Origin of the sequence: Congzhengia minquanensis (assembly GCF_014384785.1) — a bacterium.
GTDB lineage: Bacteria > Bacillota > Clostridia > UBA1381 > UBA9506 > Congzhengia > Congzhengia minquanensis.
In genome coordinates this window covers 994,274-1,021,197 of sequence record NZ_JACRSU010000001.1, presented here as the reverse complement: position 1 = coordinate 1,021,197, position 26,924 = coordinate 994,274, and the positions used below count along the sequence as shown (strand labels likewise).

The 26,924-nt window shown below is 47.6% G+C and carries 21 protein-coding genes; 11 read left to right on the top strand and 10 right to left on the bottom strand.

Annotated elements, in window-relative coordinates:
• Positions 1–7: 7 nt before the first annotated feature.
• The 6 genes from purM (at position 8) to H8698_RS04830 (ending at position 8,597) form a co-directional block, all read left to right on the top strand.
• Entirely contained in the window at positions 8–1,051 is a 1,044-nt protein-coding gene (gene purM, locus H8698_RS04855) for a phosphoribosylformylglycinamidine cyclo-ligase (RefSeq protein WP_249311403.1), read from the top strand.
• Positions 1,045–1,668, top strand: a complete 624-nt coding sequence (purN, locus tag H8698_RS04850; RefSeq protein WP_249311401.1) for a phosphoribosylglycinamide formyltransferase — start codon at positions 1,045–1,047, stop codon at positions 1,666–1,668. The genes purM and purN overlap by 7 nt, the downstream gene beginning before the upstream one ends.
• Entirely contained in the window at positions 1,665–2,384 is a 720-nt protein-coding gene (locus H8698_RS04845) for an IMP cyclohydrolase (protein ID WP_249311399.1), read from the top strand. Before purN ends, H8698_RS04845 begins: the two co-directional genes overlap by 4 nt.
• A 13-nt stretch (positions 2,385–2,397) precedes the next feature.
• Entirely contained in the window at positions 2,398–3,582 is a 1,185-nt protein-coding gene (locus tag H8698_RS04840; RefSeq protein ID WP_249311397.1) for a phosphoribosylaminoimidazolecarboxamide formyltransferase, read from the top strand.
• A 66-nt stretch (positions 3,583–3,648) separates the two neighbouring features.
• Positions 3,649–4,902 carry a phosphoribosylamine--glycine ligase gene (purD, locus tag H8698_RS04835; protein WP_249311394.1) on the top strand — a complete coding sequence of 418 codons (1,254 nt, stop codon included), beginning with the start codon at positions 3,649–3,651 and terminating at the stop codon, positions 4,900–4,902.
• A 2-nt stretch (positions 4,903–4,904) separates the two neighbouring features.
• Positions 4,905–8,597 (top strand): phosphoribosylformylglycinamidine synthase, encoded by a 3,693-nt coding sequence (locus H8698_RS04830; RefSeq protein ID WP_249311392.1) that lies wholly within the window; start codon positions 4,905–4,907, stop codon positions 8,595–8,597.
• Between the two features lie 35 nt (positions 8,598–8,632).
• On the opposite strand, the gene H8698_RS04825 is transcribed toward H8698_RS04830, so the two are convergent.
• The gene (locus H8698_RS04825) at positions 8,633–10,699 is read right to left on the bottom strand and encodes a beta-galactosidase (protein WP_249311391.1); all 2,067 of its coding nucleotides are present in this window, start codon (positions 10,697–10,699) and stop codon (positions 8,633–8,635) included.
• Positions 10,700–10,827: 128 nt separating this feature from the next.
• Between H8698_RS04825 and H8698_RS04820 the strand changes: the two genes are divergently transcribed.
• From H8698_RS04820 to H8698_RS04805, 4 genes are all read left to right on the top strand, one after another.
• Complete coding sequence (locus H8698_RS04820; protein WP_249311390.1) at positions 10,828–11,616, top strand: AraC family transcriptional regulator; 789 nt, start codon at positions 10,828–10,830, stop codon at positions 11,614–11,616.
• Positions 11,617–12,078: a GNAT family N-acetyltransferase gene (locus H8698_RS04815; RefSeq protein ID WP_249311388.1), complete on the top strand. Its 462-nt coding sequence runs from the start codon at positions 11,617–11,619 to the stop codon at positions 12,076–12,078.
• A gap of 231 nt (positions 12,079–12,309) precedes the next feature.
• Positions 12,310–13,182 carry an AraC family transcriptional regulator gene (locus H8698_RS04810; protein WP_249311386.1) on the top strand — a complete coding sequence of 291 codons (873 nt, stop codon included), beginning with the start codon at positions 12,310–12,312 and terminating at the stop codon, positions 13,180–13,182.
• Positions 13,183–13,268: 86 nt separating this feature from the next.
• On the top strand, positions 13,269–14,717 hold the full coding sequence (locus tag H8698_RS04805; protein WP_249311384.1) for an ADP-ribosylglycohydrolase family protein: 1,449 nt from the start codon (positions 13,269–13,271) through the stop codon (positions 14,715–14,717).
• Positions 14,718–14,750: 33 nt separating this feature from the next.
• Here H8698_RS04805 and H8698_RS04800 read toward each other — a convergent pair whose 3' ends face one another.
• From H8698_RS04800 to H8698_RS04785, 4 genes are all read right to left on the bottom strand, one after another.
• Positions 14,751–15,899 (bottom strand): Pr6Pr family membrane protein, encoded by a 1,149-nt coding sequence (locus H8698_RS04800; protein ID WP_249311382.1) that lies wholly within the window; start codon positions 15,897–15,899, stop codon positions 14,751–14,753.
• 67 nt (positions 15,900–15,966) lie between these two features.
• Positions 15,967–16,899 carry a GerMN domain-containing protein gene (locus H8698_RS04795; RefSeq protein WP_249311381.1) on the bottom strand — a complete coding sequence of 311 codons (933 nt, stop codon included), beginning with the start codon at positions 16,897–16,899 and terminating at the stop codon, positions 15,967–15,969.
• A gap of 167 nt (positions 16,900–17,066) precedes the next feature.
• On the bottom strand, positions 17,067–17,945 hold the full coding sequence (locus H8698_RS04790) for a Ppx/GppA phosphatase family protein (RefSeq protein ID WP_249311380.1): 879 nt from the start codon (positions 17,943–17,945) through the stop codon (positions 17,067–17,069).
• A 9-nt stretch (positions 17,946–17,954) separates the two neighbouring features.
• Positions 17,955–20,630, bottom strand: coding sequence for a rhamnogalacturonan acetylesterase (locus H8698_RS04785; RefSeq protein WP_249311379.1), 2,676 nt, complete (start codon positions 20,628–20,630; stop codon positions 17,955–17,957).
• A gap of 209 nt (positions 20,631–20,839) precedes the next feature.
• On the opposite strand from H8698_RS04785, the gene H8698_RS04780 reads away from it, so the two are divergent.
• Positions 20,840–22,165, top strand: coding sequence for a GH39 family glycosyl hydrolase (locus H8698_RS04780; protein WP_249311378.1), 1,326 nt, complete (start codon positions 20,840–20,842; stop codon positions 22,163–22,165).
• 39 nt (positions 22,166–22,204) lie between these two features.
• On the opposite strand, the gene leuS is transcribed toward H8698_RS04780, so the two are convergent.
• From leuS to trxA, 5 genes are read right to left on the bottom strand one after another with little or no spacing between them, the layout of a single operon-like run.
• Positions 22,205–24,616, bottom strand: a complete 2,412-nt coding sequence (leuS, locus tag H8698_RS04775) for a leucine--tRNA ligase (RefSeq protein ID WP_249311377.1) — start codon at positions 24,614–24,616, stop codon at positions 22,205–22,207.
• A gap of 19 nt (positions 24,617–24,635) precedes the next feature.
• Positions 24,636–25,586: a bis(5'-nucleosyl)-tetraphosphatase (symmetrical) YqeK gene (yqeK, locus tag H8698_RS04770; protein WP_249311376.1), complete on the bottom strand. Its 951-nt coding sequence runs from the start codon at positions 25,584–25,586 to the stop codon at positions 24,636–24,638.
• Between the two features lie 9 nt (positions 25,587–25,595).
• Positions 25,596–26,192 carry a nicotinate-nucleotide adenylyltransferase gene (nadD, locus tag H8698_RS04765; RefSeq protein ID WP_177680058.1) on the bottom strand — a complete coding sequence of 199 codons (597 nt, stop codon included), beginning with the start codon at positions 26,190–26,192 and terminating at the stop codon, positions 25,596–25,598.
• A 2-nt stretch (positions 26,193–26,194) separates the two neighbouring features.
• On the bottom strand, positions 26,195–26,497 hold the full coding sequence (locus H8698_RS04760; RefSeq protein WP_177680059.1) for a YhbY family RNA-binding protein: 303 nt from the start codon (positions 26,495–26,497) through the stop codon (positions 26,195–26,197).
• Between the two features lie 17 nt (positions 26,498–26,514).
• Complete coding sequence (gene trxA / locus H8698_RS04755; protein WP_177680060.1) at positions 26,515–26,835, bottom strand: thioredoxin; 321 nt, start codon at positions 26,833–26,835, stop codon at positions 26,515–26,517.
• Positions 26,836–26,924: the final 89 nt, after the last annotated feature.

Genomic DNA, 26,924 nt, shown 5'->3' with positions numbered 1-26,924 from the left:
AACGTTTATGAACACAAAAAGTCAGAGTGAAAGCTACAAGGCTGCCGGCGTGGACATCACGGCTGGATACAGAGCGGTTGAGCTCATGAAAAACCATATAGCAAGAACGATGACCGCCGACGCAATGTCTGACATTGGCGGTTTTGGAGGGCTTTTTTCATTGGACCTTTCCGGGATAAAAAATCCCGTTTTGGTCAGCGGCACGGACGGAGTGGGAACCAAACTGAAAATGGCCTTTTTGCAGGACAAGCATAACACCGTAGGAATTGACTGCGTGGCAATGTGTGTAAACGACATTATTTGCTGCGGCGCAAAACCTCTGTTTTTCTTAGATTATATTGCCTGCGGCAAAAATTATCCTGAAAAAATCGCACAGATTGTGGAGGGCGTAGCAGAGGGCTGCGTTCAGTCCGGCTGTGCGTTAATCGGCGGCGAAACTGCCGAAATGCCCGGATTTTATCCGGAAGATGAGTATGATTTGGCAGGATTTTCTGTGGGCGTTGTAGACAAAGAGAAAATTTTAAACAACAAAACCATAAAAGAGGGCGATGTGATCATTGCTCTGCCGTCCTCCGGCGTACATTCAAACGGATTTTCGCTGGTGCGCCGCATTTTTGACGTGGAAAACAACGACTTAACTAAGCCATTACCGGAACTGGGCGGGAAATCTTTGGATGAGGCCCTGCTTACGCCTACAAAAATTTATGTAAAACCCATGACGGCGCTGTTTGAGAAAATTACGGTAAAAGCGGTTTCCCACATTACCGGCGGCGGATTTTATGAGAATATTCCGAGAAGTATTCCAAAAGGCTTCGGCGCAAAAATTGAAAAAAGCGCAATTCGCATTCTGCCGATTTTTGACCTGTTGGCCAAAACAGGAAACGTTCCAGAGCGGGATATGTTTAACACCTATAATATGGGTGTTGGCATGAGTGTTGTAGTTTCTAACGATGACGCTGATTGTGCGCTTAAAATTTTAAAGGAGAACGGTGAGGACGCTTACATCATCGGAGAGATTGTAGCATCCGACGAAAGTGTGACCATATGCTAACAAAAGCGAACATAGCGGTTTTGGTTTCCGGCGGCGGAACCAATTTGCAGGCTTTAATTGATGCGCAAAGCAACGGCGTTTTAAAAAGCGGCGAGATAAAGGCAGTGATATCCAACAGGGCGGGGGCATATGCCCTGACCCGAGCAGAGAAGAACGGAATTCCGGCCTTTACAGTAACCAAAAAAGAATGCGGTTCTCAGCAGGCCTTTGAAGAAAGGCTTACTGAAATTATGAAAGAAAACAAGATAGATTTTATTGTGCTTGCAGGCTTTATGAGCATTTTAAGCGAAAACTTCACCGCGCAGTTTCCAAGCAGAATTATCAATGTGCACCCCTCCTTAATCCCATCCTTTTGCGGCAAGGGGTTTTACGGCCTGCATGTTCACGAGGCGGCGCTGTCTTACGGCGTAAAGGTAACAGGGGCTACGGTTCATTTTGTGAACGAGGTGTGTGACGGCGGAAAAATCATCATGCAAAAGGCCGTGGAGGTTGAAGACGGCGACACGCCGGAAATTTTGCAAAAGCGTGTAATGGAGCAGGCCGAGTGGATCATTTTGCCCCAGGCGGCGGAAAAGGTTTCAGAGAAAATTTGCAGGCAGAAAGGATTTATTTCATGAACATTTATAAAATTAACAACATCGGTGAGCTAATCCGCGACAACACCTATGTGGGCCGCGGCATTGTAATTGGAAAAAGCAAAGACGGGAAAAAAGCCGCAATTGCATATTTTATTATGGGCAGAAGCGAAAACAGCCGCAACCGCATTTTTCGCGAAGAAGGCGACAGCGTAACCATTTATCCGTTTGACGAATCGAAAGTGGAGGATCCGTCGTTAATCATCTATTCCCCGATCCGCGTTTGCGACAACCACACCATTGTTACAAACGGCGACCAGACAGACACCATTTACGACTTTCTGGCCCAGGGCGCACGGTTTTCGGAAGCATTGGAAGTTCGTGAGTTTGAGCCGGACTGCCCCAATTTTACGCCCCGAATCAGCGGAATGGTGACGATTGAAGAGGGCGAGTTTACCTATGAAATGAGCATTTTAAAAAGCAGCACGCCTGACGGCGCAGGCTGCAACCGGTTTACCTTTTCTTATGAACCGGACGATGGATTGGGCCATTTTATCCACACCTACATGTGCGACGGAACGCCCATTCCTACGTTCTGCGGTGAGCCGGAGCGGGTGGAAATTCCCGACAGCATTGACGAGCTGACAAACAGCCTCTGGAGCAATTTAAATGAGGAAAACAAAATTTCTCTTTATGTGCGTTACATAGACATTGAAACCGGGAAAACCGAAAACCGGTTAATCAACAAAAACAGTTAAGGAGGCAGCAAAATTGAAAGAATTTGAATTAAAATACGGCTGTAACCCCAACCAGAAGCCGGCCAAAATTTTTATGCAAGATGGAAGCGAGCTGCCCATTGAAATTTTAAGCGGCCGGCCGGGATATATTAATTTTTTAGATGCGTTTAACAGCTGGCAGCTGGTTAAAGAAATTAAAGAAGCTACAGGTATGTGTGCGGCAACATCATTTAAGCATGTGAGCCCCACCTCTGCGGCAGTCGGTATAAAAATGCCGGAAAAACTAAAAAAGGCCTGCTTTGTAGACGATGTGGAGGGGCTTGACGATTCCCCCCTGGCAACAGCCTATGCGCGGGCAAGAGGAACAGACAGAATGTCCTCTTTCGGCGATTTTATTGCATTGAGCGACGTGTGTGACGTCACAACAGCAAAACTGATAGCGCGAGAAGTATCGGATGGAATTATCGCGCCGGGCTACGAGCCGGAGGCGTTGGAAATATTAAAAGGAAAACGAAAAGGGAATTATAATATCATTCAAATTGATCCCGGCTTTAAACCCGATCCCGTTGAGCGCAAACAGGTTTATGGCATAACCTTTGAGCAGGGAAGAAACGAATTTAAAATTGACCGTACGTTATTAGAGAATATTGTTACGGAGAACAAAAATATGCCGGAAGATGCCGTGCGGGATTTGATTATATCGCTGATAACGCTGAAATACACCCAGTCCAATTCTGTGTGCTTTGCAGCGCAAGGCCAGGCGATTGGCGTTGGGGCGGGGCAGCAGTCTAGAATTCACTGCACGCGCCTGGCCGGCTCGAAGGCCGACAACTGGCATCTGCGGCAGCACGATAAGGTTTTAAACCTTCCGTTTTTGCCCGGCGTGAAACGCCCTGACAGGGATAACGCCATCGACGTTTACATTTCAGATGACTATGAGGATTTGTTAACCGACGGCAATTGGGAGCACTTGTTCAGCCACAAGCCCGAAGTGTTTACGAAAGAAGAAAAAAGAGCCTATCTTTCCACCATCAGCGGCGTGGCATTGGGCAGCGATGCCTTTTTCCCCTTTGGCGACAACATTGAGCGCGCTGCAAAAAGCGGCGTAACTTACATTGCTGAACCAGGCGGCTCCATCCGGGACGATAACGTCATTGAGGTTTGCAACAAATATAACATGGCAATGGCGTTTACAGGCATGAGGCTGTTCCACCATTAAAAAATAAAGTCACTTCGCGAACTAAGCGGGGTGACTTCATCTTGCATATAGAAAGGCGGAAAATCCATGAAAGTTATGGTAGTTGGCGGCGGCGGCAGAGAGCACGCCATTATAAAAAAACTGGCCGAGAGCGACGCGGTAACAGAAATTTTTGCCCTTCCCGGAAACGGCGGAATTGCAAAAGATGCAACGTGTGTAGACATCGGCGCAAAAGAGATTGACAAAATTGTGGCCTTTGCAAAACAGGAAAAAATAGAGTTTGCGGTTGTTGCCCCTGACGACCCGCTGGTTTTAGGCGCGGTGGACGAACTGGAAAAAGCCGGCGTGCCCTGCTTCGGACCGGAGGCTAAGGCGGCCATCATTGAGGGGAGCAAGGTGTTTGCAAAAAATCTGATGAAAAAATATCATATTCCCACGGCGGCATATGAGGTGTTTTCAGACGTGGACGCGGCCCTTCGTTATTTAGACACTGCGCCAATCCCCACCGTTATTAAGGCAGACGGCCTTGCACTGGGAAAAGGCGTTATCATTGCGGAAACAAGGGATGACGCGAAAGCGGCGGTTCGGTCTATGATGGAGGACAAGGTGTTCGGCGAAAGCGGCTCTAACATTGTAATTGAAGAATTTTTAACCGGCCCCGAGGTTTCGGTGCTGTCGTTTACAGACGGAAAAACCGTTGTGCCCATGGCGTCTTCCATGGACCACAAACGCGCCAAGGACGGCGATAAGGGTTTAAACACAGGCGGAATGGGCACGGTTGCGCCCAATCCTTATTACACCAAAGAGGTTGCCGACCTCTGCATGAAAACAATTTTTCTTCCCACCATTGAAGCCATGAACAAAGAGGGCAGAACGTTCCGCGGCTGTTTATATTTTGGCCTAATGCTGACCCCGGACGGGCCGAAGGTAATTGAATATAACTGCCGGTTCGGCGACCCGGAAACCCAGGTGGTGCTGCCCCTTTTAAAAAGCGACTTGCTAAAAATTATGAAAAGTGTGCGGGAAGGAACACTTTCAAACTGTGACGTTGAATTTTCAGATGGCGCGGCGTGCTGTGTGATTTTGGCCTCAGACGGATACCCCGGCCATTACGAAAAAGGCTTTGAAATTACCATGCCGGAGGGGGAGCTAATTTATGTTGCCGGTGCGGCGATAGAGGACGGAAAGCTCGTAACATCCGGCGGACGGGTACTGGGCGTTACCGCCGTGGCAGAAAGCCTAAAACCCGCAATTGACAAAGCCTATGCATTAGCCGAAACGGTGCAGTTTGAAAATGCTTATTTCAGACGCGACATTGGGAAAAAGGCGTTGGAGGTATAAAAATGGTATATAGAATTTATGTGGAAAAAAAGGAAGCTCTTGCCCATGAGGCCAACACACTGCGTGACGATTTAAAGAAGCTTCTTTTAATAAAAGGCATTGAAAAGGTGCGGATTTTAAATCGTTATGATGTGGAAAACATTGAAGAAGATTTGTTTGAATACTGCAAAAGCACGGTGTTTTCCGAGCCGCAGTTAGACGTTGTGACAAACGATTTAGATAACGATGCAGATGTTTCCTTTGCAGTGGAATTCCTGCCGGGACAGTTCGACCAGCGGGCGGACTCTGCGGCGCAGTGCATTCAGCTGATTTCGCAAAAGGAACGTCCCTTAATCCGCACGGCGAAGGTTTATCTTTTATATGGCAACCTTTCCGCCGAAGATGTTAGCGCGGTAAAAAAATATGTAATCAACCCGGTGGAAAGCCGCGAAGCTTCTTTCAAAAAGCCGGAAACGCTGGCCGCGAACTATGATATTCCCACCGAAGTAAGCGTAATTTCCGGCTTTTGCAATTTTAACGAAACAGAGCTTTCAGACTTTATGGCCGAAAACGGCCTGGCGATGGACTTAGACGACATCAAGTTCTGCCAAAGCTATTTCAGCGGCGAACACCGCGACCCCACCATTACGGAAATTAAAATGATTGACACCTATTGGTCGGATCACTGCCGCCACACCACGTTTTTAACCACGATTGACAGCGTAAAGTTTCATGATAAGCTGTTAGAGGATACATATAATCAATATTTAAACGTCAGAAAAGAACTGGGCAGAACAAAACCCGTTAATTTGATGGACATTGCCACTCTTGCGGTGAAATATTTAAAAAAGCAGGGCAAACTGGAGCAGCTGGACGAGTCGGAAGAAATTAACGCCTGCACAGTGAAAATGGACGTGAACGTGAACGGCAAAACAGAAAAGTGGCTGTTATTGTTTAAGAACGAAACCCATAACCACCCCACGGAAATTGAACCCTTTGGCGGCGCGGCCACCTGCATTGGCGGCGCAATCCGTGACCCGCTTTCCGGCCGCAGCTATGTTTACAGCGCCATGCGCGTAACGGGCGCGGCAAATCCGTTAAAGCCTGTAAAAGAAACCATTGAGGGAAAGCTGCCCCAGCGTAAAATTGTAACCACTGCTGCGGCGGGGTATAGCTCCTACGGCAACCAGATTGGGCTTGCAACCGGACAAGTGGACGAAATTTATCACGACGGCTATGTGGCAAAACGAATGGAAATTGGTGCGGTGGTTGGCGCGGCACCGGCTGAAAATGTCCGCCGCGAGTGCCCCGTGCCAGGGGACTGCATTATTCTGCTGGGCGGCAGAACTGGACGCGACGGCTGCGGCGGTGCGACAGGTTCATCAAAATCTCACAATGTGCAGTCGCTGGAAAGCTGCGGCGCAGAGGTGCAAAAGGGCAACGCGCCGGAAGAACGCAAGCTTCAGCGTCTGTTCCGAAACAAAGAGGCGTCCCTGCTCATTAAACGCTGCAACGACTTTGGCGCCGGCGGCGTTTCGGTTGCCATCGGCGAACTGGCAGACGGTATTTGTGTTGACCTAAACAAGGTGCCTAAAAAGTATGAGGGGTTAGACGGCACGGAGCTTGCCATCAGCGAATCTCAGGAGAGAATGGCGGTTGTAGTTGCAAAAGAAGACGTTTCCCGTTTTATTGCCCTTGCAGAAAAAGAAAATTTAGAAGCGACCCAGGTTGCATATGTAACGGCAGAACCCAGGCTGGTGTTAAACTGGAACGGTAAAAAAATAATTGATATATCCAGGGAATTTTTAAATTCCAACGGCGCGGAAAAGCACATTGACATTGAGCCTGCTGCACCAAAATCATATCAGACAAATTATATCAAGGACGGATTCTCTGAAAGTCTGCTGGCCTTGTCGGGGGATTTAAACATCTGCTCAAAGCGCGGGCTTTCTGAGCGGTTCGACTCCACAATCGGTGCTAACACCGTTTTAATGCCCTTTGGCGGCAAAAGGCAGCTCACGCCCATTCAGGCCATGGTGCACAAGGTGGCGGTAGAGCATGGCCACACAGATACATGCTCGCTGATGGCGTGGGGCTATAATCCGTTTATTTCGGAAAAGAGCCCATACCACGGCGCGTATCTTGCAGTGGTTGAGTCAGTTTCCAAGCTCATTGCCACAGGTGCTTCGTTTAGCGATGTTTATCTTACATTCCAGGAATATTTTGAAAAGCCGATGAAGGACCAAAAACGCTGGGGCAAGCCCCTTGCGGCGCTGTTGGGCGCATTCCGTGCCCAGCTCGATTTTGAAATTGCGGCCATTGGCGGAAAGGATTCCATGAGCGGAAGCTTTGAGGACATTGACGTTCCGCCCACACTGGTTTCGTTTGCAGTAACAACGGAAAGCACAAACAATATTATTTCGCCGGAATTTAAGGCAGCGGGCCACAAAGTGGCGCTGCTCAAGCCGGACTATGACGAAAACGGCCTGCCGAAGGCCGCCAGCGTAAAAGCAATTTATGAAACGGTGTCGGAGCTTGTGCGGCAGGGCAGCGTGAAAGCGGCCTACACCCCGGGCTTGGGCGGCGTTGCAGAAGCGGTGCTGAAAATGTGTTTGGGCAACTCCATAGGGTTTCGGTTTGCAGACAGCGTGACATTAGAAGACATTTTCTCCTACTGTTACGGCGCGTTTGTTTTAGAGCTTGATGGGGCTGTCTCTGTAGGCGAAGTGCTTGGCGAAACAATAGACGCGTTTGAAATTCAGTTAAAAAACGAAACCGTTTCCGGCGCAGAGCTTTTAAAAAGCTATGAGGAGACCTTAGAGCCTATTTTCCCCAGCCAAACAGATGGGAAAGCAGAACAGCTCGACAACATTTCTTATATGGCGGAAAACAGAGTGTCGCCTAAAATAAAAATGGCAAGACCAAAAGTTTTAATTCCGGTGTTCCCGGGCACCAACTGTGAGTATGACACGGCAAAGGCATTGGAAACCGCAGGTGCAGAGGCCGACATTTTTGTGATTAAAAACTTAACGCCTCAGGCGGTGTCGGAATCTACCGATGCTTTTGCGAAGAAACTGTCGACCTCACAAATTATGTTTGTTCCCGGCGGATTTTCCGGCGGCGACGAGCCAGACGGTTCGGGCAAATTCATCACTGCGTTTATGAGAAATGCGGTCATTAAGCAGGAAATAAGCAACCTGTTAAACCAGCGCGACGGCCTGATTTGCGGCATTTGCAACGGGTTTCAGGCGCTTATTAAGCTGGGACTGGTGCCGTTCGGCGAAATTATAGACACAGACGAAACCTGCCCCACATTAACATATAACACCATTGGCCGCCACCAGTCCAGACTGGTGCGCACGAGAATTGCGTCGAATAAGTCCCCGTGGCTATCGAAAACCAATGTGGGCGACGTTTATACTGTGCCAATTTCTCACGGCGAAGGCAGGTTCATCGCAAGCGATGAGGTTTTGCAGAAAATGATTGCAAACGGACAGATTGCAACCCAGTATGTTGACTTAGACGGCAACGCCACCACGGATATTTTGTTTAACCCCAACGGCTCCGTTCTTGCCATTGAGGGAATTACCTCCCCCGACGGAAGAGTGTTCGGTAAAATGGGGCACTCTGAACGAATTGGAAACGGGCTTTACAAAAACGTTCCGGGCAAGTTTGATATGGGTATGTTTGAAGCTGCAGTTGAATATTTTAAATAATCAAGAAAAAAGGCACCCAATATTGGGTGCTTTTTTTAACTGTCTGTTAAAATAAGAAATCCACAGGCGGAAAGCGTTTGCTTTCCGGAAACAGCTTCTCCGGTTAACACGTTTCGATATGTCTTGTCGAGGGTTATGTTCTTTTCTTCGTCCGATTCGTTTATAACAAAATAATAATTTTCCCCGTCGCCCTCCCGTTTTCTGATGCATACACCGCTGTCACACGTTATATTCATAGGAGCATTTAAGCCAAGTTCGGCAATCAATGCTTTAACGAGAGCTTTCTGAAGTTCTCCCTCCTGCTCAAATCCCATATAATAGGCCTTGCCGGCGCCAAAGCTGTTTTCAAACAGGGCGCCGGTGCCTGCATAAAAATCGCCGGTATAGTGTGCGACGGCATGTGCCGTTTGGGGAACGATAATTTCCGCAATACCGGAAAGCGGATATGTCTTACCGCTGTAGGACACGGCATTTTTGCAGTTGTGATGCAGCCCGTCCACGCTGGGATTTTGATAGGAGTCCACCTCGTCTACCCTGAGGCCGAACAAATCAGAAAGGCCCGCCCCGGGAACGCCGCCTAAATAGCACAAGTCTGTGCTGTCGGCAACTGCGGTAAGATAAGTTGAAATGAGAATGCCGCCGCCTTTCACATAGTTTTTCAATTTATCCGCCAAGGATTTTGTCATGAGGTATGGCACAGTGAGCACCACAACTTTATATTTTGAAAAATCGTCTTCATAACCAATTACGTCTGTTGGAATGTTGCTTTCATAAAACGCATTGTAAAATGCCGCGGCACATTTCCGATATCCGTTGTAATCGTCGCTCCAGCCGCCGGTGGCCGCGCTGCCGTTTAACGCCCACAGGGTTTCCATGTCAAAGGTGATGGCTACGTCGCTTTTCACGCCTGTGCCAACAACGCCGTCTAATTTTTGCAAAATTTCGCCCACTTTAGAAACGTTTTGAAAAACACGTGTGTCTTCCTTGCCGTAGTGGTCAACCACCGCGCCGTGAAACTTTTCCCACGCGCCGCGGCCTTTCCTCCACTGAAAATATAGAATAGAGTCGGAACCGTGGGCAACCATTTTCACAGCCTCCAACAGCTGCTGGCCGTTTGATTTCACCTTTTTAAAATTCATGCCGCCAATGTTAATGCCCGGCGCGCTCTCCATGGTGATAAAGGGCTGGCCCTGCTTCATGCCGCGGCAATAATCGGAAAGAAAGCCGATATCTTCTGCCGTTTGCTTCGTGCCCGCACCCCAGAAGGGATAGGTGTCGTTGGAGAAAAAGTCCAGTTCTTTTGCAAAGTCGCGGTAATTCAGCCCCTGGTAAAAGCCCATGCAGTTTGTGGTGACGGGTTTGTCAGAAAAGGCGCGCACCGCCTTAATTTCTGCTTTCATAAAATCAACGGTAATGTCGCTGACAAACCGTTTCCAGTCTAAATTCAGGCCGTGAACGCATGTTTCGCCAACCCTTGGCATGGGCGGCTCAATTTGCTCGAATGAATCGCAGCGATGGCTCCAAAACCGCGTCCACCAGCGGCGGTTTAACTCCTCAATGGAGCCATATTTTTGTTTTAACCATTCGCGGAACTTTTCAGCGCATTGTTCGCAGTAGCACGCGCCGCCATATTCGTTGGAAAGGTGCCAGCCGATTAGCGCCGGGTGGCCGGCATAGCGCCGGGCAAGCGTTTCGTTTATGATGCGCACCTTTTCACGGTACACCGGGGAGGAGGGGCAGTGGTTGTGCCTTGTGCGGAAATGTTCGTTCACAAAATCCTCATTTTTGCGCAGCACCTCAGGATATTTGTCTGCCAGCCAGTGGGGGCGCGCACCGGAGGGCGTGGCAAGAATTACCCTCCCGCCGTTTTGATAGATTTTATCCATTAAGGTGTCTAAAACAGAAAAATCGAACACGCCTTCCTGCGGCTCAAGCTCCGCCCAGGAGAAAATACCCATGGTCATTTCGTTGCAGTTTGCCAATTTCATCAGCCGCATGTCCTCGTCCCAAATTTCGGGCGTGTCCCGCCACTGTTCGGGGTTGTAGTCCCCGCCGTGTAAAAAGTGGGGATAATCGGGAAAAGTCGGTTTAAATTTATTCATTTTTCGTCGCTCCTTCTTGATTTTCAAAAAAAACATGCTACAATATTATTATAGAACACGATAAAAGCCTTGTAAATATGAAAATGGTGTTTTTGAATATGAATATATTACACATTGGGTGATGTTTTATGGTAACACAGTCCATTGCAAATCTGCCGCTTTATTTTACGTCTATCTGCTGTGAGCACGAACAGGAAGAAGTATTTCGGCCAAATGGGTTTGATTCTGACCAAATTATGCTGGTTTTAAGCGGCGAGGGCGTGTTTTGCTGCGAGGGAAAGCGGTTTTCCTTAAAGCCCGGAAGCGCCGTTTATTTTGAAAATAATGTGCCTCACGCATATCGTGGCTTTAGCGGCGCGTTTAAAACGGCGTGGGTAACCTTCCGGGGAGATGCGCTTGCCGCAATCCGCCAGCATTTTGGCGTCCGCGGCTATTTGGTGTGCAGCCAGGCAGACATGGAAAACTTTCTTGCACTCTTAAAGGAGCTAAGTGTAGAATATTTTGGAAAGCACCGGGAAACCGTAATGTCTACCATGATTTACCGCATTATCATTGAGTTTTTCAGAAGCAACGCGACAACGGAAGAAACCGCAATGGACAGAGCAGAGCTTTACATGATCCGCAATTTTTCAGAAAAGATTACGCTGGACGATTTGGTGCAGATAACAGGCTTTTCCAAATCGAAATTCTGCCGCATGGCAAAGCTTCGCTGGAACATGACGGCGTTTGAAAAAATTATGGATATGCGCCTTTCCCATGCACAGTCCCTTTTAAAAAGCAATGGGAAACTGAAGGTGGCGGAGTGCGCCCGGCAAAGCGGATTTGACGACGTAAGCTATTTTTGCCTGCGCTATCGGAGGAGGTATGGTTATAGCCCCGCATTTAGTAGAAATGAATTAGGAGAGGGTGACGTGTAAATGCTGTGTGAAAATAAGATGATAACGATTGAGCAAGCAACGCCTGCCGATTGTCCTGTGTTGGCTTTGATGAATCGGCAATTAATTGACGACGGCGGTGACGACAGCACAATGGCAGATCCACAACTGGAAAGCCGTATGTATCATTGGTTGCAAGGGGATACCTATACGGGATTTGTGTTCAAGTTAAATGGAGAAACTATCGGTTATGCGCTGATTGATGTGTCTGAAAGGTGGTTGCGGCATTTCTTTATTTGTCGAATATACAGACGCCGAGGATATGGACGAGAGGCGGTAAGGTTGTTAATGAAGCATCTGGGGGTAGAAGAAATTGGCCTTTCGTGCCTCACAAAAAATGTTTCCGGGCAGGGATTTTGGCGGAGCTTCCAGCATGAAGCATATAGCACGAATTTTAGTGTTCAAAGGCCTGATATTGCTCAGCTGCGTGATGAAGCTGAATGAAGAGGAACATGCGCGCAGTTCATACCGGATTTTGAAAGGACTGTAAAGTCGGATAAACCGCATAAGGAGGTTTATCCCATGGGGAGCCTCCCCTAGTTTTTATGACGACGGTCAAATTTTTTTCTGTATCGAAGTTTGTTTATTTAAAAATGTTTAAACTATGCTCTTCAGAAAGATAAATGCTGCGGTGAAAAGGAGTGCTTGTCCTTTTCAGCGGCGGAAAGGAAAGCAATGCATCACTACACGGAAAACCACGTATTTTGTGAAAACGAGAACATCGCCGTGGTGTTTCATCCAGCCCATAACGAAGAAATTCACATTCACGACTTTGTTGAACTGGTGTATATCGCTGGGGGCAGGGGACATCAGTATATTGACGGAAAAAAATATTCCGTTATGCGCGGCGACATGCTCTTTATCAATTTAAACCACACCCATGCGTTTACCACGGATAAGGGCATGGAATATTATAATATTTATTTAAAGCCCGGCTTTATTTCCAGCGAGCTGATTAATGCGGACAACGCCATGCAAATGCTGACGCTCACCGCCTTTGAGGATTTTCGTGAAACCGTTGGAGAGGAAAGCCCTGTGGTGCGCTTTTCAGGCGGTGAGATGGCGGAGGTTGAATCCTGTTTGTTCGCCATGCTGCGGGAATATGAACACAAGGAAAACGGAACGGGAACGGTGCTTCAGTCTTACCTGATGATACTGTTAACCTACGTGTTTCGGAAAATGGCGGCGTTTGGCGGGGTGCAGCCGGGAGACACGAGAAATAAAATTGGAGACTTAATTCAATATATTGAAGAGAACTGCACCCAAAAGCTGTCTTTAACCGAGCTGTCGGAGCAATGTTTTTACAATCCCTCCTATTTCTGCAGAATGTTTAAGGCCTACAGCGGCATGACCATCACAGAATTTATTCACGAAAACAGAATCAAGCGGGCCTGCGGCCTGCTGCTCCATTCCCACAAAAGCGTGGAGGAAATCAGCCTGGGCGTGGGATATACCAACAAAACGCTGTTTTATAAAAAATTTCGGGAAAAAACCGGCATGTCGCCGGCGGAATATCGAAAAAAAGTCAATATTGAATACGAAATTTAAGTAAATTTTTGCGCTTGCCAAGAATAACTTCTTTTGATATGATGAAAAACAGAAAAAGAAGTTATTTTTTTATGGAGGGAAAAACAATGATAACGTATAACGAAGCAGAACTGCGGGACAAAATCCACGCCTGCTGGGTGGGCAAAAACATTGGCGGCACCATGGGAACGCCCTATGAAGGCAAGCGCGAAATGAACGATATTTCCGGATTTGTCACAGACAAAGGCGTTATTCTGCCCAATGACGATTTGGATTTGCAGCTCATCTGGCTGGTGGCCATGGAGGAATATGGACCATATCAGATGAACGCCAATGTGCTGGGGGAATATTGGCTCAAATATATTCCGCCGGAATGGAACGAATATGGCGTGGGAAAATCAAACCTGCGGGCGGGGCTGCTGCCGCCGCTTTCCGGCGAAATTCATAACAGCAAATGGAAGACGTCTAACGGCGCATGGATACGCTCTGAGGTGTGGGCGTGCATGGCGCCGGGTTTCCCGGAGATTGCGGTAAAATATGCGCAGATGGACGCATCGGTAGACCATGGTATGAGTGAGGGAACCTATGCCGAGTGGTTCACCGCTGCGCTGGACAGTCTGGCATTCCGCGGAGGGGAAATTCGGGAACTGATTGAACAGGCCCTTTCTTTTATACCGGCAGACTCCCGCGTAGCGAGAAGTGTTCGCCTGGTTTTAACTTCTTTCGACAAAGGGGTTGACTACAGAAAGACCAGAGAGCTTCTGGTGAAAGACAGTGAGGATCTGGGCTGGTTTCAGGCGCCTGCCAACATCGGTTTTACCGTGTTGGGGCTAATTTACGGTGAGGGGGACTTTAAAAAGTCTATGATCTATGCCATCAACTGCGGCGACGACACCGACTGCACAGGTGCAACCGTGGGGGCGTTTTTGGGTATTTTATACGGAAGTGAGGGCGTTCCGGCTGATTGGAGCGAGTATATCGGAGACGGCATTGTGACAAAGGCAATCGACGCATCTTGCTGGAAAGCGCCTGCCACCTGCTCTGAGCTGACCGAACGTGTAATGAAAATGATTCCGGCTGTAATGAAAGCCCACTGGATTGACGCCGCAATTTCAAACGGGGCCACAGACCTGTCTGACGAAGAGGACAACAAAAAAGCAAAGCATGCAATGAAAGAGCTTGAATTTTACAAGCCATATTCTTATTTTGGGGCAGACGTTGTTTACGCACAGATGTATGTGTCGTTTGCAGCGAAACCGCAGATAAAAGAGGGCGAGTCGCTAACCGCCTATATTACCATCAAGAATCGGTTTCCCGATCCCAGAAATTTTTATTTTAAACCAATTCTGCCAGAGGGCTTTACCGCTTCGGCTTACGAAAAATGCATTCATGTGGCACATGGCGACGTGACTGGATTTACAGACACGGGCAGCGCGGTGTGGAGCGTGACCATTACCGCCGGAGAACGGTTAGAGCCGGTGAACAAAGTAATTGTGGAAATTACCTCGCCGGGAAAGGCAATGGCGGCATATGTTCCCATTGTATTTCTAGGCTGACGCAAAAAAATAAAAGGACGCATTTGCGTCCTTTTATTTTCGTTTAAAGCACAAATCCAGCAGATATACTGCATATCCGCAGGCCAGCACGCCCAAAATGCCAAAGGTGATAACTGTTTCAAGCCGGAACGGCAAAAGGGCTGGATAAATTTGAAACAGTACGCCGCTGACGAGCGAAATAACGCCATATGCAAAAGGCGCGGCAGACCACCACAAAGGGTCCGGAAGCTTAAATTTTCCTTTGGAATCGAACAAAATCCAGTCGAAAATCATCATCAGCGGCCCTGCATAATGCAAAATTACTGAAACGGGGTCGTTTGGATGAAACCCGCCCTTTAACACAAAATGATACCCAAAAAGCACAATCAGCGCAGATGCTGTAAACGCGCCCTTAACCCGGGGAAACGGGGTGGAGGCGTGCAGGCCGCGGGAACGCACCAGACAGGTTATCACTACCACTGCAATACACAAAAAGCTTAAAAAGTTAAACAGCCAGCCAAAATTTTTCAGGCTGAAAAACAAGTTCAGCAGACTGTGACCGCAGGCATTCGACAGCGCCCAGCCTTCTAAGCACAAAAACAGAATTCTGTAAAGATAAGCGAAAACGTCCCACAGCTTAACGCCCTTGCTGGAAAACAAACGGTCGGTCAGATACATCAGCGCGCCGGCAGCAAGGGTGAAAAGCAGGGTTTTTATCAGCGCCTCTTTGCCGCCGAACAACTTCAGCAAAAAGTCTAAATTGAAAAATTGTCTGGAAAGCAGCGACCATATACCGTAAAGCAAAACAATGCCCAACAGCCACAGCAGAGGGTCATATGGCTTAAAAATACCTTTTTTGTCAAACAGCAGCCAGTCAAAAAACATCAGGGCAGGAAGCAGAACCTTTAAAATCCAGCCCGGGGCTGCCGGCACAAACCATATGGTGAAATTCATCATCAGCACAAGCACGGCCATGGCTGTGCAAACTGCTTTCGTTTTCAAAAGAAATTCCGGAAACCGGCCGGATATAGAAAGAACAAACACCACGGCAATGCAAATAAAGCAGATGGTGTCGGTTAAAACTGCAAGGTCTTTTAACGAGCCGAAAAACCCCTGCAGGGAAAGGGCGGCATTTTCAAAAGACGCCCAAATGAAAAACAGGATAAACCCCAGCCGGTATATCATTGAAATTGTTTGTTTCATATGTATTTCAAATCCTTTATCTAAAATAAACAAGGCGCCTAAAAGGGATAAGGCGCCCTCGTTTCAATTATTGTTTTATGATTGATTTATCCCGCACGATTGGTTCGTTAAACGCCATGTGAACGAATTCTTCTCTTTTTTCGCCTTCAATTAAGAACTGCACCATGTCGATGGTGCCCAGCTCTGTTAAGGAGTTTACAATGGAATAAACCGTCAGCCGTTCTCCGGCGGAGCCGCCTGAATGTTTGTCGACAAACTCTTTCGAGAAGTTCACAAAACAAACATTGTTTTTCGTTTCAATGGAAAGAACCTTTGCCTCAGCTGGAATGGTTTTAAAATGTCCGCCCTCTGTAGGGCCTTTTAAAAGCTCGTTTACAATAACCTTTTCAACCGTGTCGCCGCTGGCAATTTCAACGTTTCTCCGTTCGGGAACAAGATATTCTGCGTTTTCATCGCTGAAATATAACACCAAAGTTGTCTTGGGGGCCTGGGTAGGCTCGCCTTTGTTGATTACCAAATCGTTTTCCCGGATAATTCCTAACGGTTTTCCATCGGTTCCAATGGCCTCCTTGCCGTCAACTAAAATTTGAACGCCTGAAATAAAGTCCAGCGTACAAAGTGTTTTTGCTACAGCTGCCGGAGCAAGGGTTTGTTTTAAGTCGTCCTTATTGGAAAATTCTTTAGAAAAATCCACTACTGCAACATCGTCTTTAATGGTGACGGAATTCAGCTTTGTGCCGTCGCACAGGGGGCTCGTTTTTCCGGCGGGCGGAGAAATCAGCTGTTCAATTAAATATTTTAACTGTCCTTTTCTGGAGGTGTCGGGAATTTCTGTCTTTTCTGCAATAAGGTCTGAACCGCTTTCGCTGATATAGTACACGCCGGCTGAAATTTTAGATTCGCTTGTCTGCGCCTGAGGTGCTTCTGTTTTGCTGCAGCCTGTCAAAACCAAGACGCATGTGAGCAGCAGCACATGGATTAATAATATGCACCGTTTCATTGTATCAACCTTCTTTGCCAAAACTTTTCATACTATCCTTATTGTAATTATACTATCAATATATTAAAAAACAATAACATTAATATTAAAATTAGCATACACAATGCGATAGAATTCGTTTCTTTAAGACAAAGAGCGGCTAATTTGTTTTTTAAGAAACGTCCCAGTTATAACAATTTTTTTAAAATATACCCCTCTTTGATCCCTTTGTCCGACACGAAAATCTGCTCTGAGGCAAACTGTGCGCCTACCGCAGAATAAATCGCCATGGCGGGGGCAATGGTTAGCGCACGTTTTGGCGTGGTTTGGTCAATCACATTTTTGGAATGCTCCGGGTTTTCCGTTATCATTTTTAGCATTTTGTTTACGGCATTAACAGTAAGTGCTGTTTCGTTAAGAAAAATCTTCGCCAATTTTGTGGATGCCCTCACGCCGCCGCCCACAATACACAAGTTTTGCCGCACAACGCCGCAAAATCTTGGCTGGGCGGCGAAAGCTTTTGCTATTGCTTCCTGAATTGCGCAAATTTCCTCTTCGGTTGGAAGAGAACCGCTGACAAAGGCTTTGTAGGCTTTTAACGATCCCCACGGAACAGACAGCGTAGAGATCGGTTGTTTGTTTGAAAACACAATCACCTCGCTGCTTCCGCCGCCGACGTCTGCCATTACGCCGTCTGCACAGGGAAAATCCTCCGCCGCGCCGGCAAAGCTGAACAGCGCTTCCTCTTCGCCGGTTAATACGTCTACCGCTGCGCCGGTGCGCATTTTTATTTCTTTACAAATTTCTTCCGTGTTTTTCGCGTTGCGAATTGCTGCCGTGGCAAACACGTTTAGCTGGCAGCCAAATTCTGCCGCTGTTTCCTGATGTTTTTTTATTGCCGCCTCTGCGGCGCAAATCCCATCCGGCGTTAAGACTCCGTCGTGAATAAATCCTGCCAGGTTGGCAAAAACCGCCGTGTTGCATAGTTGTTTCAGCTGTCCGTTTTCATCGTCGTAAACACCAAGACGAATGGTGTTAGAGCCTGTGTCTGCAACTGCGTACCGCATGGTTCCTCCTTAAGGTTTCACCGGCGTGTAGGGCCTGTAATACGGGGAAAGGGACAAATTTAAGTTATCCAGTTCCTGGGCTACAAAGCCTGCCAGCACTTCTGCACCGTAATATTGAAAATGAGAGTTATCTTCCGTGGCTTCATTTTTGTTATAGCGGGATTGGGTAAACCGTTCGTCGCCGGTAAACCGCGGATCGTTGGGGTTGATAAACAGGAAAATGTCCTTTGAGTCCTCCTCGCCAAGGGTGTTTACCAAATCCACAGAGAAATTGAACATGTCAATCAACGGCACACTTAAGTCTGCCGCCAGCTCTCTTGCGGCCTGCGGATACTTACCCAGACTATTTCCGTTGTCATAAATACCATTGTTATAAATCCGTCGTGTAACCGAGGTGAGAATAATCGGAATTGCGCCGCGTTCTTTAGCGCCCTCAACGTATTTTGTCATATAGGTTTTATAGGTTGTGTCCGCGTCGGTATGCAGGTCGCCGTCCTTTTGGTCGTTGTGGCCAAACTGAATGAGCAGATAATCACCCGGTTTAATGGCGGAGAAAATAGTGTCTAAGCGGCCCTCGTCAATGAAGCTTTTGGAGCTTCTGCCGCCCATGGCATGGTTGGACACCGTGACCTTCGATTGGTCGAAATAGCCGCCTAAGGCCTGCCCCCAGCCTGTTTGCGGAAAAAAGCTGTCGCTGTAGTTACACGCGGTGGAATCTCCCGCCACATAAATGACAGGATTGAAGTTCACTTCCTCCGATACCACATAAGAGAATTCTGGTGCAATTGGCTTTAAGCTGGCTAAGGAATTTAAAAAGAACAGCTTAACCACGGCAGTTTCAATATTTTCAGGCAAAGAAGCGCCAAACTCTAATGTAAAGGTTTCATTATATCCTGCACTTTTGGTAATAGACGCCGCTTTGGTGTCGTATAAAACGCCGTTGTCATACACTGCTGCAAGAACTTCGGCGCTTTCAATGGTATCGTCTTTGCAAACAATCTCCGCCCCCGTTACCGTTCCGCCGGATACGGGAATGCTTCTGGGCTGACCGTCGCTTGTTGCAAACAACAGGTTTTTCACGGTGTAGCCATAGTTGTCGGTTTTTATCAGAACGCTGTTATTCACCGTACCGCCGGAAATAGAAAGGGCCTGCAAATCGCCCTCAAGCAATTTCGTTTCCAGCACAGTTCCCGCGGAATAAAGAATCAGCTCTTCGGTCTGTAAATTCGCAATGACAGAAAATTCTCCTGCATTTTCCACCGTAACCGTGTTTGCTCCGCCGAATGAAATGGAAACGGAAGCGTCTCCCTCTGCAATTCCGCCGAACAAGATTCGTTTGCCGCCTGTGGGCAGAGGAACGGTTTTATCACCTGCAATTGTTCCCAGCGGGGTTACATCACCGTCTGCCAAAACCCGCACAGTGAATTTCTTTTCAAGGGCGGCGCCGTCGGTGTCTCTTGTGAGCTTTGCTGTAAGCGTCACGGTTTCGTTATATTTAGGACGGGTAACTTCGCCCGTTCTTGCTATGATTTCAGGTTTGTCGGAAAGAAAAGAGCAGTCGAACACACCGCCAGTTGCGGGCATGTAATTTGCCGGCAGAGAAAGATCTTTTGTAATCATTTCTGCATCTTCGTCCGTAAAGTCGGAAAATACAAGGTTCCTTAAAATATCTTCATTGGAATAGGTCTTCATTTCTTCCTCCAGCGTTTCGGCCAGCTTGTCGCAGTCGTCTTGAACTGTCATGCTTTGATACGCTTCTTTTGCTTCGGAAATGGCCGTGCGCAATTTTTGTGTAAGTTCATTTTCTTCTGCGGCACCTGACAAAAGGATGGAAGCGCATCGGATAGCCGAAACCGCCCTGTCGTCATTGATATGTTCCGTTCCGTCTGCGTCTGTCCGCTGGCCAATATAGTCGCACATGGTCAGGTTGTCCAAATCGCCAAAATATTCTGCTTCGCTCTGAATACCAAATCCAGCAATCCGCCATTCCTTTGCGTTATCCACATATGTGGTATCTAAACACAGCTTTCCGTCCACAAACAGTTTGAACGACCGTGTAAGGCTGCCGGAAGCATCTGTGGGATTGAAAACGGCGCGGATACGGAAGAAATGCTCCGGGTTTTTCGTATAGTCGCCTAAAACGTCAGAAAGGTTCACCTCGCCCAAAATCGCGGAGCCGGACCGGTCATAAACCGTGAGTTTGGTAGCACCGTCAGGCTGGGTAATAAATGTGAGATGCACAATTCTGTTGCCCAAATGAACCGTTCCGGATTTATCGGCGGGATAAAGGCGGATTTTGGTTGGTTTATCCGTTGTTCTGTCCGGCCGAAAATCAAAAGCTACCTCCGCAGTATAACCAGCGCCTGCGCTTGTGTCCTGCAGACTTTCCGACTTGTTGTCAAAGGTCATTACCATGCCGTCCCGATAACCGGCATGCATTTCCATTTGATAATAAGAATCGCCTATGCCAAAAGCCTTGTCACCGGAGGTGTTGGATGTTTTCTCGCCGTCAACCGTTGCTCCTGTCTGGTTAAAAGGTGCAAATAAAAAATTGTTCTGTTCGGCCGTACCCGAAAATAACTCCCGATAGGAACCGCCCTCTGCAAACCCAACGGTGCAAAGAGAAATGGCAGAAAACACAAACGCCAAAAGCAACACTGCTGGTTTTTTAAATTTTAAATTCATAAAAAAACCGCCTTTCATATTGATATTGAATATCTTTATTATACCGGATAGAAAGCGGAGATTCAACTACATATTTTGCTGTTTTGAGCCGCAAAAAGGACAGTTTTTGCCATGAAGGAGACAAACGAAAAGTTTTCGTTATTTTTTTCGTTGACATGGAGAAAGCGGGTGCTATAATAAAAGAAAAATGGTGTAAAGGAGTATTGTATATGCCAGAGGTTACCATAGACTTCACAAAAGAAATCGGCGCAATCAAGCCCATGCACGCGGTGAACAACGGGCCAATCAAAGCAAAATCGGACCAGACAAGGGGAAATTTTGATGCGTATTCCGCAGCAAACATTCCCTATGCCCGGAACCATGATGCATCTTTTTGCAGCAGCTACGGCGGCGAACATGCAGTAGACATCAGTGCCGTTTTTCCCGATTTCGTCAGTGACCCTGAAAATCCTGATTCTTATGATTTTGTCTTAACAGACGAATATTTAAAAACAACTTTAGACGCGGGAACGAAAATTTTTTATCGTCTGGGCAGCAAAATTGAACACTGGAGCAAAAAATATGGCACGCTGCCGCCAAAGGATTTCCAGAAGTGGGCGGTTATATGCGAACACATTATCAAGCACTATAACGAGGGCTGGGCAGACGGCTTTCATTGGGACATTGACTATTGGGAAATTTGGAACGAGCCGGATTTAGACCCAGATGACTCAGACAACAAGCGCACCTGGGGCGGCACGGCGGCGGAGTTTTATACGTTTTATGCGGTTGCGGCGCGCCACTTAAAATCACGGTTTCCGCACCTTAAAATCGGCGGCCCTGCGCTGGCGGGACAAACGGGCAAATGGCTGGACGGATTTTTGGCCTCTTTAACTAAAAACGGCGGCCGCGTTCCTTTAGACTTTTTTTCCTGGCACATTTACACAACCGATCCGAAACGCATTATCGAAATGGCAAACGTAATCCGCGAAAAGCTCAACCGGGCAGGATATGAAACAACCGAAAGCATTTTAAATGAGTGGAATTATGTGGAGGGGTGGACGGACCAGTTCATTCACAGCATTGAAATGATTATTTCCATGCGCGGCGCGGCGTTTACCCAGGCCAGCATGTGCCTGGGACAAAATAGCACCATTGATATGATGATGTATTATGACGCGAGGCCTTGTGCATTTAACGGCTTATTTGATTTTTACACCTACCGTCCGCTGAAAGGCTACTATCCGTTTTTCATTTTTTCAAAGCTTTCAAAAATGGGCACGCAGGTTCAGGCGGACAGTGATTTAGGCGAACTTTATACCGTTGCAGCAAGAGGAAAAGACGGCAAGTGTGCCGCAGTGATTTGCTACTATCCCCAGGACGGAAACGCTGAAAATCAAGCAGTTACCGTCCACACGTCCGGCGGCAAAGGCGGGTTTGATACATTTTTGTTGGACGACGGGCATGATTTTGAGAAGACGGGTATAACGGAATTAAACGGCAATGAAGCGGTGTTTCACCTAAAACCCAATTCCATTCTTTTTCTCACTCAGTAAATAAAAACCGCACGGGAATTTCCCCGTGCGGTTTTTAATTTATTTTACAACAATATTTACAAGCTTTTTGGGCACACAAATCACTTTAACAATGGTTTTGCCGCTGACAAGCTCTTTAATTTTATCGTTTTCCAGCGCGGCCTTTTCCATTTCCTCCCGGGAAAGGTCTGCGGAAATCACAATTTTGTCTTTCACCTTGCCGTTAATCTGCGCAACAATTTCAACCGTATCGTCCTTTGTTTTTGCTTCGTCAAATTCCGGCCATTTTGTGTCGTGCAGAAAGCCGCTAAATCCGGCGTTTACCCACATTTCCTCCGTCAGGTGGGGAGCGGCGGGGTTTAAGAGCGTAATATAAATTTTCAATTCACCCCGGGTAATGCTGCCCTTTTTATAAATCTCGTTAATCAGCGCCATTAAAGCTGCAATCGCGGTGTTAAACTTCATTTTGTCGAAATCTTCCGACACCTTTTTGATGGTTTTGTGGAACGCCTTTTCTAAGTCGGGACTTAAGCCCTCTTCGTCTGTTACAATTGTCTGTAAATTCCACACGCGCTCAATAAAACGGTAGCATCCCTTAACGCCGTTAATCGACCAGGGGGTAGACTGGTCAAACGCGCCGATAAACATTTCATACGTTCTAAAGGTGTCTGCGCCGAATTCTGCTACCATGTCGTCCGGATTTACAACGTTCCCGCGGGATTTAGACATCTTTTCGCCGTTTTCGCCCAAAATCATGCCGTGGGAGGTGCGCTTTCTATACGGTTCCGGCGTAGAAACAACGCCAATGTCATACAAAAATTTGTGCCAGAACCGGGAATATAACAGGTGAAGCGTGGTGTGCTCCATGCCGCCGTTATACCAGTCCACCGGCAGCCAATAGTCCAGCTTTTCTTTGGCGGCCAGGGCGGTGTCGCATTTGGGGTCGATGTAGCGTAAAAAGTACCACGAGGAACCTGCCCACTGGGGCATGGTGTCTGTTTCGCGCACGGCGGGGCCGCCGCAGTGCGGACAGGTCGTATTTACCCAGTCGGTCATTTTTGCCAAAGGCGATTCGCCGTTTTCACCGGGTTCAAAGTTGTCGGTTTCAGGAAGGGTCAGCGGCAGCTGGTCTTCCGGCAGCGGAACCCAGCCGCATTTGTCGCAGTGAACCAGGGGAATGGGTTCGCCCCAATACCGCTGGCGCGAGAACACCCAGTCGCGCAGCTTGTAGTTGACTTTCCGTTTTCCAATACCCTTTTCCTCTAAAAAGTCAATCATTTTACGAATGGCGTCTTTCACCTCTAAGCCGTTTAAAAAGCCAGAGTTCACCATTTTGCCGCTGTAGGTGTCGGTGTAGGCTTTGCTTTGCACGTCCTCGCCGCCGGCAACCACTTCCACAATGGGCAGGCCAAACTTTTTGGCAAATTCCCAGTCGCGGTCGTCGTGGGCGGGAACCGCCATAATGGCGCCGGTTCCGTAGCTGGTTAACACATAATCGGAGATGAACACCGGAATTTTTTCATTGTTTACCGGGTTAATTGCTGTAATTCCGCAAAGCTTTACGCCGGTTTTTTCTTTTGTCAGCTCAGTGCGCTCAAATTCTGACTTTCTTGCGGCCTCTTTTTGGTATGCGCGCACTTCGTCAATATTTTGCAGTTTGTCCGCATATTTTTCAATGATTTTGTGTTCCGGCGAAAGCACCATATAGGTTGCGCCGAACAGCGTGTCGGCCCGGGTGGTGTAAACGCGGATGGCGTCGTCGGTGCCGTCAATTTGAAAATCCAATTCTGCACCCTCAGAGCGGCCAATCCAGTTTTTTTGCTGGGTTTTCACCTTTTCTATGTAGTCAAGGCCTTCTAAATCGTCAATTAGCCTTTGGGCATAGTCGGTAATTTTCAGCATCCACTGCGATTTGTTCCGCTGCACAACCTCGCTGCCGCAGCGCTCGCAAACGCCGTTAACAACTTCTTCGTTTGCCAGGCCAACCTTGCAGCTGGTGCACCAGTTAATGGGCATTTCCTGCTTATAAGCCAGGCCTTTTTTAAACAACTGCAGAAAAATCCACTGGGTCCATTTGTAGTATGCTTCGTCGGTGGTGGAGATTTCTCTCGACCAGTCAAACGAAAACCCAATGCTTTTCAGCTGGCGTTTAAAGTTTTCTATGTTATTTTTTGTAACAATTGCAGGGTGGATTTTGTTCTTTATCGCGTAGTTTTCCGTAGGCAGGCCAAAAGCATCCCACCCCATGGGGTAGAGCACATTAAAGCCCTCCATGCGTTTTTTTCGCGCCACAATGTCTAAGGCGGTGTAGCTTCGGGGATGTCCCACGTGCAGGCCCTGACCGGAAGGGTAGGGAAATTCCACCAGGGCGTAGAACTTCGGAAGCGTAAAGTCGTTTTTTGCGGCAAAGGTATTTTCCGAATACCATTTATCCTGCCACTTTTTTTCAATTTCTTTAAAATTATAGTCCATTTAGAGCCTCCAAATTATTTCATAATTCGTTTATAATTTTATCAACATCCATCTTTTCCGCGTCGTCCCACAGCTTTTCCAAACCGTAAAACTCCCGGGTTTCCTGATAGAAGATGTGAAGAATAAAATCGCCGTAGTCCAATAAAATCCAGTTCAGCCCCTGCTTGCCCTCCCGGGACAGCGGGATTATCCCAACCTTTTCAAATTCTTCTTCAATGCTGTCGGCCAAAGCGCGCACCTGGGTTGTGGAATTTGCCGAGCAGATTACAAAATAGTCCGCCAAAATTGTTAGGTCGCTGACCTTTAAAAGCGCAATGTCGTTGGCTTTTTTTGCGTCTAACACCTTCACAGCCTTTTTTGCTTTTTCAAATGCATCCAGTGGTTTCATATGGTAAGCCTCCTTGTGGAGCAGGTTTCGGTAAAATGCTTCTGCTTCCATGGTTTGTGTATGTAAAATGCGGCCCTTTCTGCCAATGTGGGCAATGGTAAGCTCCAGCCCATACAAAAGCGCCTCGTTTAAATCCTTTTCGCACAGGGCGCGCAATTCTTTTAATCCCTCAAACTCCCTGCGGTTGGGCTCAATTATGTCGGCAAGATACAAAATTTTTTCTAAATCCGTCATGTTTGCGCGGCCCAGGGTGTGATACTTGATGGCTCCCAGAATTTCGCTGTCGCATACGGCAAACTCCGTTTCTGCTAAGCGTGCGCCCAGCTCCGCATGCAAGAGTGCAGTGTTTTCGCGCTTTAAATCGTCTAACGGCACGCCCAGCTTGTCGCACATGGCGAGCTGGGTTTCGCGGTCAATTTGTTTGGCGCAGTCGTGAAGCAGGCCGGCTGTCTGCGCCTTTTGCACATCTGCACCGAACAGCCTTGCCATTTTTTCGGCCGTTTCCATCACGCCCAAAGAGTGTGTATATCTGTGGTCGGTCAGCATACCGCCAAGTTTTTCTTTCATTTGTTCCGTAGTCATTTCCGGCTCCTAAATATAAAGTTTGTTGGTTTTTATATACTGCTCTACACTAGGCGGCACCTGCCCTGAAACTTCTTTTCCCTCTTTCAGCTGCATTCGGATTGCTGTTGAGGAAATTCCGCACGAAAATCCGGTTAAAAAAAACACCCGGGGCGGCGCCTCATCTCCGCAAAACTTTTCAAAATACCCGGTCGGCTCGATTCCCGGCCGCGGCACAACAATAAAAGTGCACAGCGAAATTAAGGTTCTGTAATTTTTCCACTCGGGAAAATTACGGAACGAATCGCCGCCCACAATAAAGAAAAATTCGTCCTTTGGATTTTGTTCTTTAAAATGTGAAATCGTAATATAGGAATAGTTTAAGCGCTCATTGCAAATTTCGTAATCTGAAACGGAAAACCGGGGGTTGTCCTTTGTGGCCAGCAGCACCATGTTAAGCCGGTGCTGTTTATCCGTCACCTTTTTTTTTGTCTTGTGGGGAGGAATGCCCGCCGGAATAAATTTAATTTCATCAAGGGAAAATTCCTTTAAAACTTGTTCCGCAAGCATTAAATGTCCAAAATGAATGGGGTCGAACGTCCCGCCGAAAAGACCGATTTTACTCATTTTCAGTTCCCTTTCAGCGCAATGGTCCTTTTTTTCTCATCGGGCGCCTGCCGGTAGAGCACAAACACCTTGCCGATTACCTGAACCGGCTCCGCCGACAAAATTATAGAAAGCTCGGTGCAGGCTTCCCTGGCGGAACAGGGGGCATTCTCCAAAACGTTGGTTTTTACAATTTCTCTTGCCGCAAGTGCTTGGTCGAGCTGTTTTGTTAAATTTTCCGTAATTCCGTCCTTGCCGATTTGGCAAATGGACGGCACGCCGTTTGCAAGGGAACGAAGATATGCCCTCTGTTTGCTGGTTATCATAGTCTTACCGCCTTGTGTTAAAGTTGTTTTGTCAGCATATCGCTGTAATGGCCTTTGGGGAACGCGCCAACGCTCTGGTCGGCAACCTCGCCGTTTTTGAACACAATTATGGTGGGAATGCTCATCACGTTGAAGCGCATAGCAAGCTCCCCCTCTTTGTCGATATCCACTTTTGCAATTTTTGCTTTTCCGCTGAATTCGTCTGACAGCTCCTCAATCAGCGGGCCAACCATTTTGCACGGGCCGCACCAGGATGCCCAGAAGTCCACCAGAACCGGAACGTCGGAGGATAATACCTCAGCGTCGAAATTTTCTTTTGTCAAATGAATTGCCGCCATAAAGCACACTTCCTTTTTTTAGTTTGCACATAACATGCTCAATATAGTTTGCCTATTTATACTATAATATTATACAGGCATGCAGGAAA

Excerpts from the sequence above, each read along its gene's own strand:
- purM (WP_249311403.1), top strand. The coding sequence starts at position 8 with ATGAACACAAAAAGTCAGAGTGAAAGCTACAAGGCTGCCGGCGTGGAC.
- purN (WP_249311401.1), top strand. The coding sequence starts at position 1,045 with ATGCTAACAAAAGCGAACATAGCGGTTTTGGTTTCCGGCGGCGGAACC.
- H8698_RS04845 (WP_249311399.1), top strand. The coding sequence starts at position 1,665 with ATGAACATTTATAAAATTAACAACATCGGTGAGCTAATCCGCGACAAC.
- purD (WP_249311394.1), top strand. The coding sequence starts at position 3,649 with ATGAAAGTTATGGTAGTTGGCGGCGGCGGCAGAGAGCACGCCATTATA.
- H8698_RS04830 (WP_249311392.1), top strand. The coding sequence starts at position 4,905 with ATGGTATATAGAATTTATGTGGAAAAAAAGGAAGCTCTTGCCCATGAG.
- H8698_RS04825 (WP_249311391.1), bottom strand. The coding sequence starts at position 10,699 with ATGAATAAATTTAAACCGACTTTTCCCGATTATCCCCACTTTTTACAC.
- H8698_RS04820 (WP_249311390.1), top strand. The coding sequence starts at position 10,828 with ATGGTAACACAGTCCATTGCAAATCTGCCGCTTTATTTTACGTCTATC.
- H8698_RS04815 (WP_249311388.1), top strand. The coding sequence starts at position 11,617 with ATGCTGTGTGAAAATAAGATGATAACGATTGAGCAAGCAACGCCTGCC.
- H8698_RS04810 (WP_249311386.1), top strand. The coding sequence starts at position 12,310 with ATGCATCACTACACGGAAAACCACGTATTTTGTGAAAACGAGAACATC.
- H8698_RS04805 (WP_249311384.1), top strand. The coding sequence starts at position 13,269 with ATGATAACGTATAACGAAGCAGAACTGCGGGACAAAATCCACGCCTGC.
- H8698_RS04800 (WP_249311382.1), bottom strand. The coding sequence starts at position 15,899 with ATGAAACAAACAATTTCAATGATATACCGGCTGGGGTTTATCCTGTTT.
- H8698_RS04795 (WP_249311381.1), bottom strand. The coding sequence starts at position 16,899 with ATGAAACGGTGCATATTATTAATCCATGTGCTGCTGCTCACATGCGTC.
- H8698_RS04790 (WP_249311380.1), bottom strand. The coding sequence starts at position 17,945 with ATGCGGTACGCAGTTGCAGACACAGGCTCTAACACCATTCGTCTTGGT.
- H8698_RS04785 (WP_249311379.1), bottom strand. The coding sequence starts at position 20,630 with ATGAATTTAAAATTTAAAAAACCAGCAGTGTTGCTTTTGGCGTTTGTG.
- H8698_RS04780 (WP_249311378.1), top strand. The coding sequence starts at position 20,840 with ATGCCAGAGGTTACCATAGACTTCACAAAAGAAATCGGCGCAATCAAG.
- leuS (WP_249311377.1), bottom strand. The coding sequence starts at position 24,616 with ATGGACTATAATTTTAAAGAAATTGAAAAAAAGTGGCAGGATAAATGG.
- yqeK (WP_249311376.1), bottom strand. The coding sequence starts at position 25,586 with ATGACTACGGAACAAATGAAAGAAAAACTTGGCGGTATGCTGACCGAC.
- nadD (WP_177680058.1), bottom strand. The coding sequence starts at position 26,192 with ATGAGTAAAATCGGTCTTTTCGGCGGGACGTTCGACCCCATTCATTTT.
- H8698_RS04760 (WP_177680059.1), bottom strand. The coding sequence starts at position 26,497 with ATGATAACCAGCAAACAGAGGGCATATCTTCGTTCCCTTGCAAACGGC.
- trxA (WP_177680060.1), bottom strand. The coding sequence starts at position 26,835 with ATGGCGGCAATTCATTTGACAAAAGAAAATTTCGACGCTGAGGTATTA.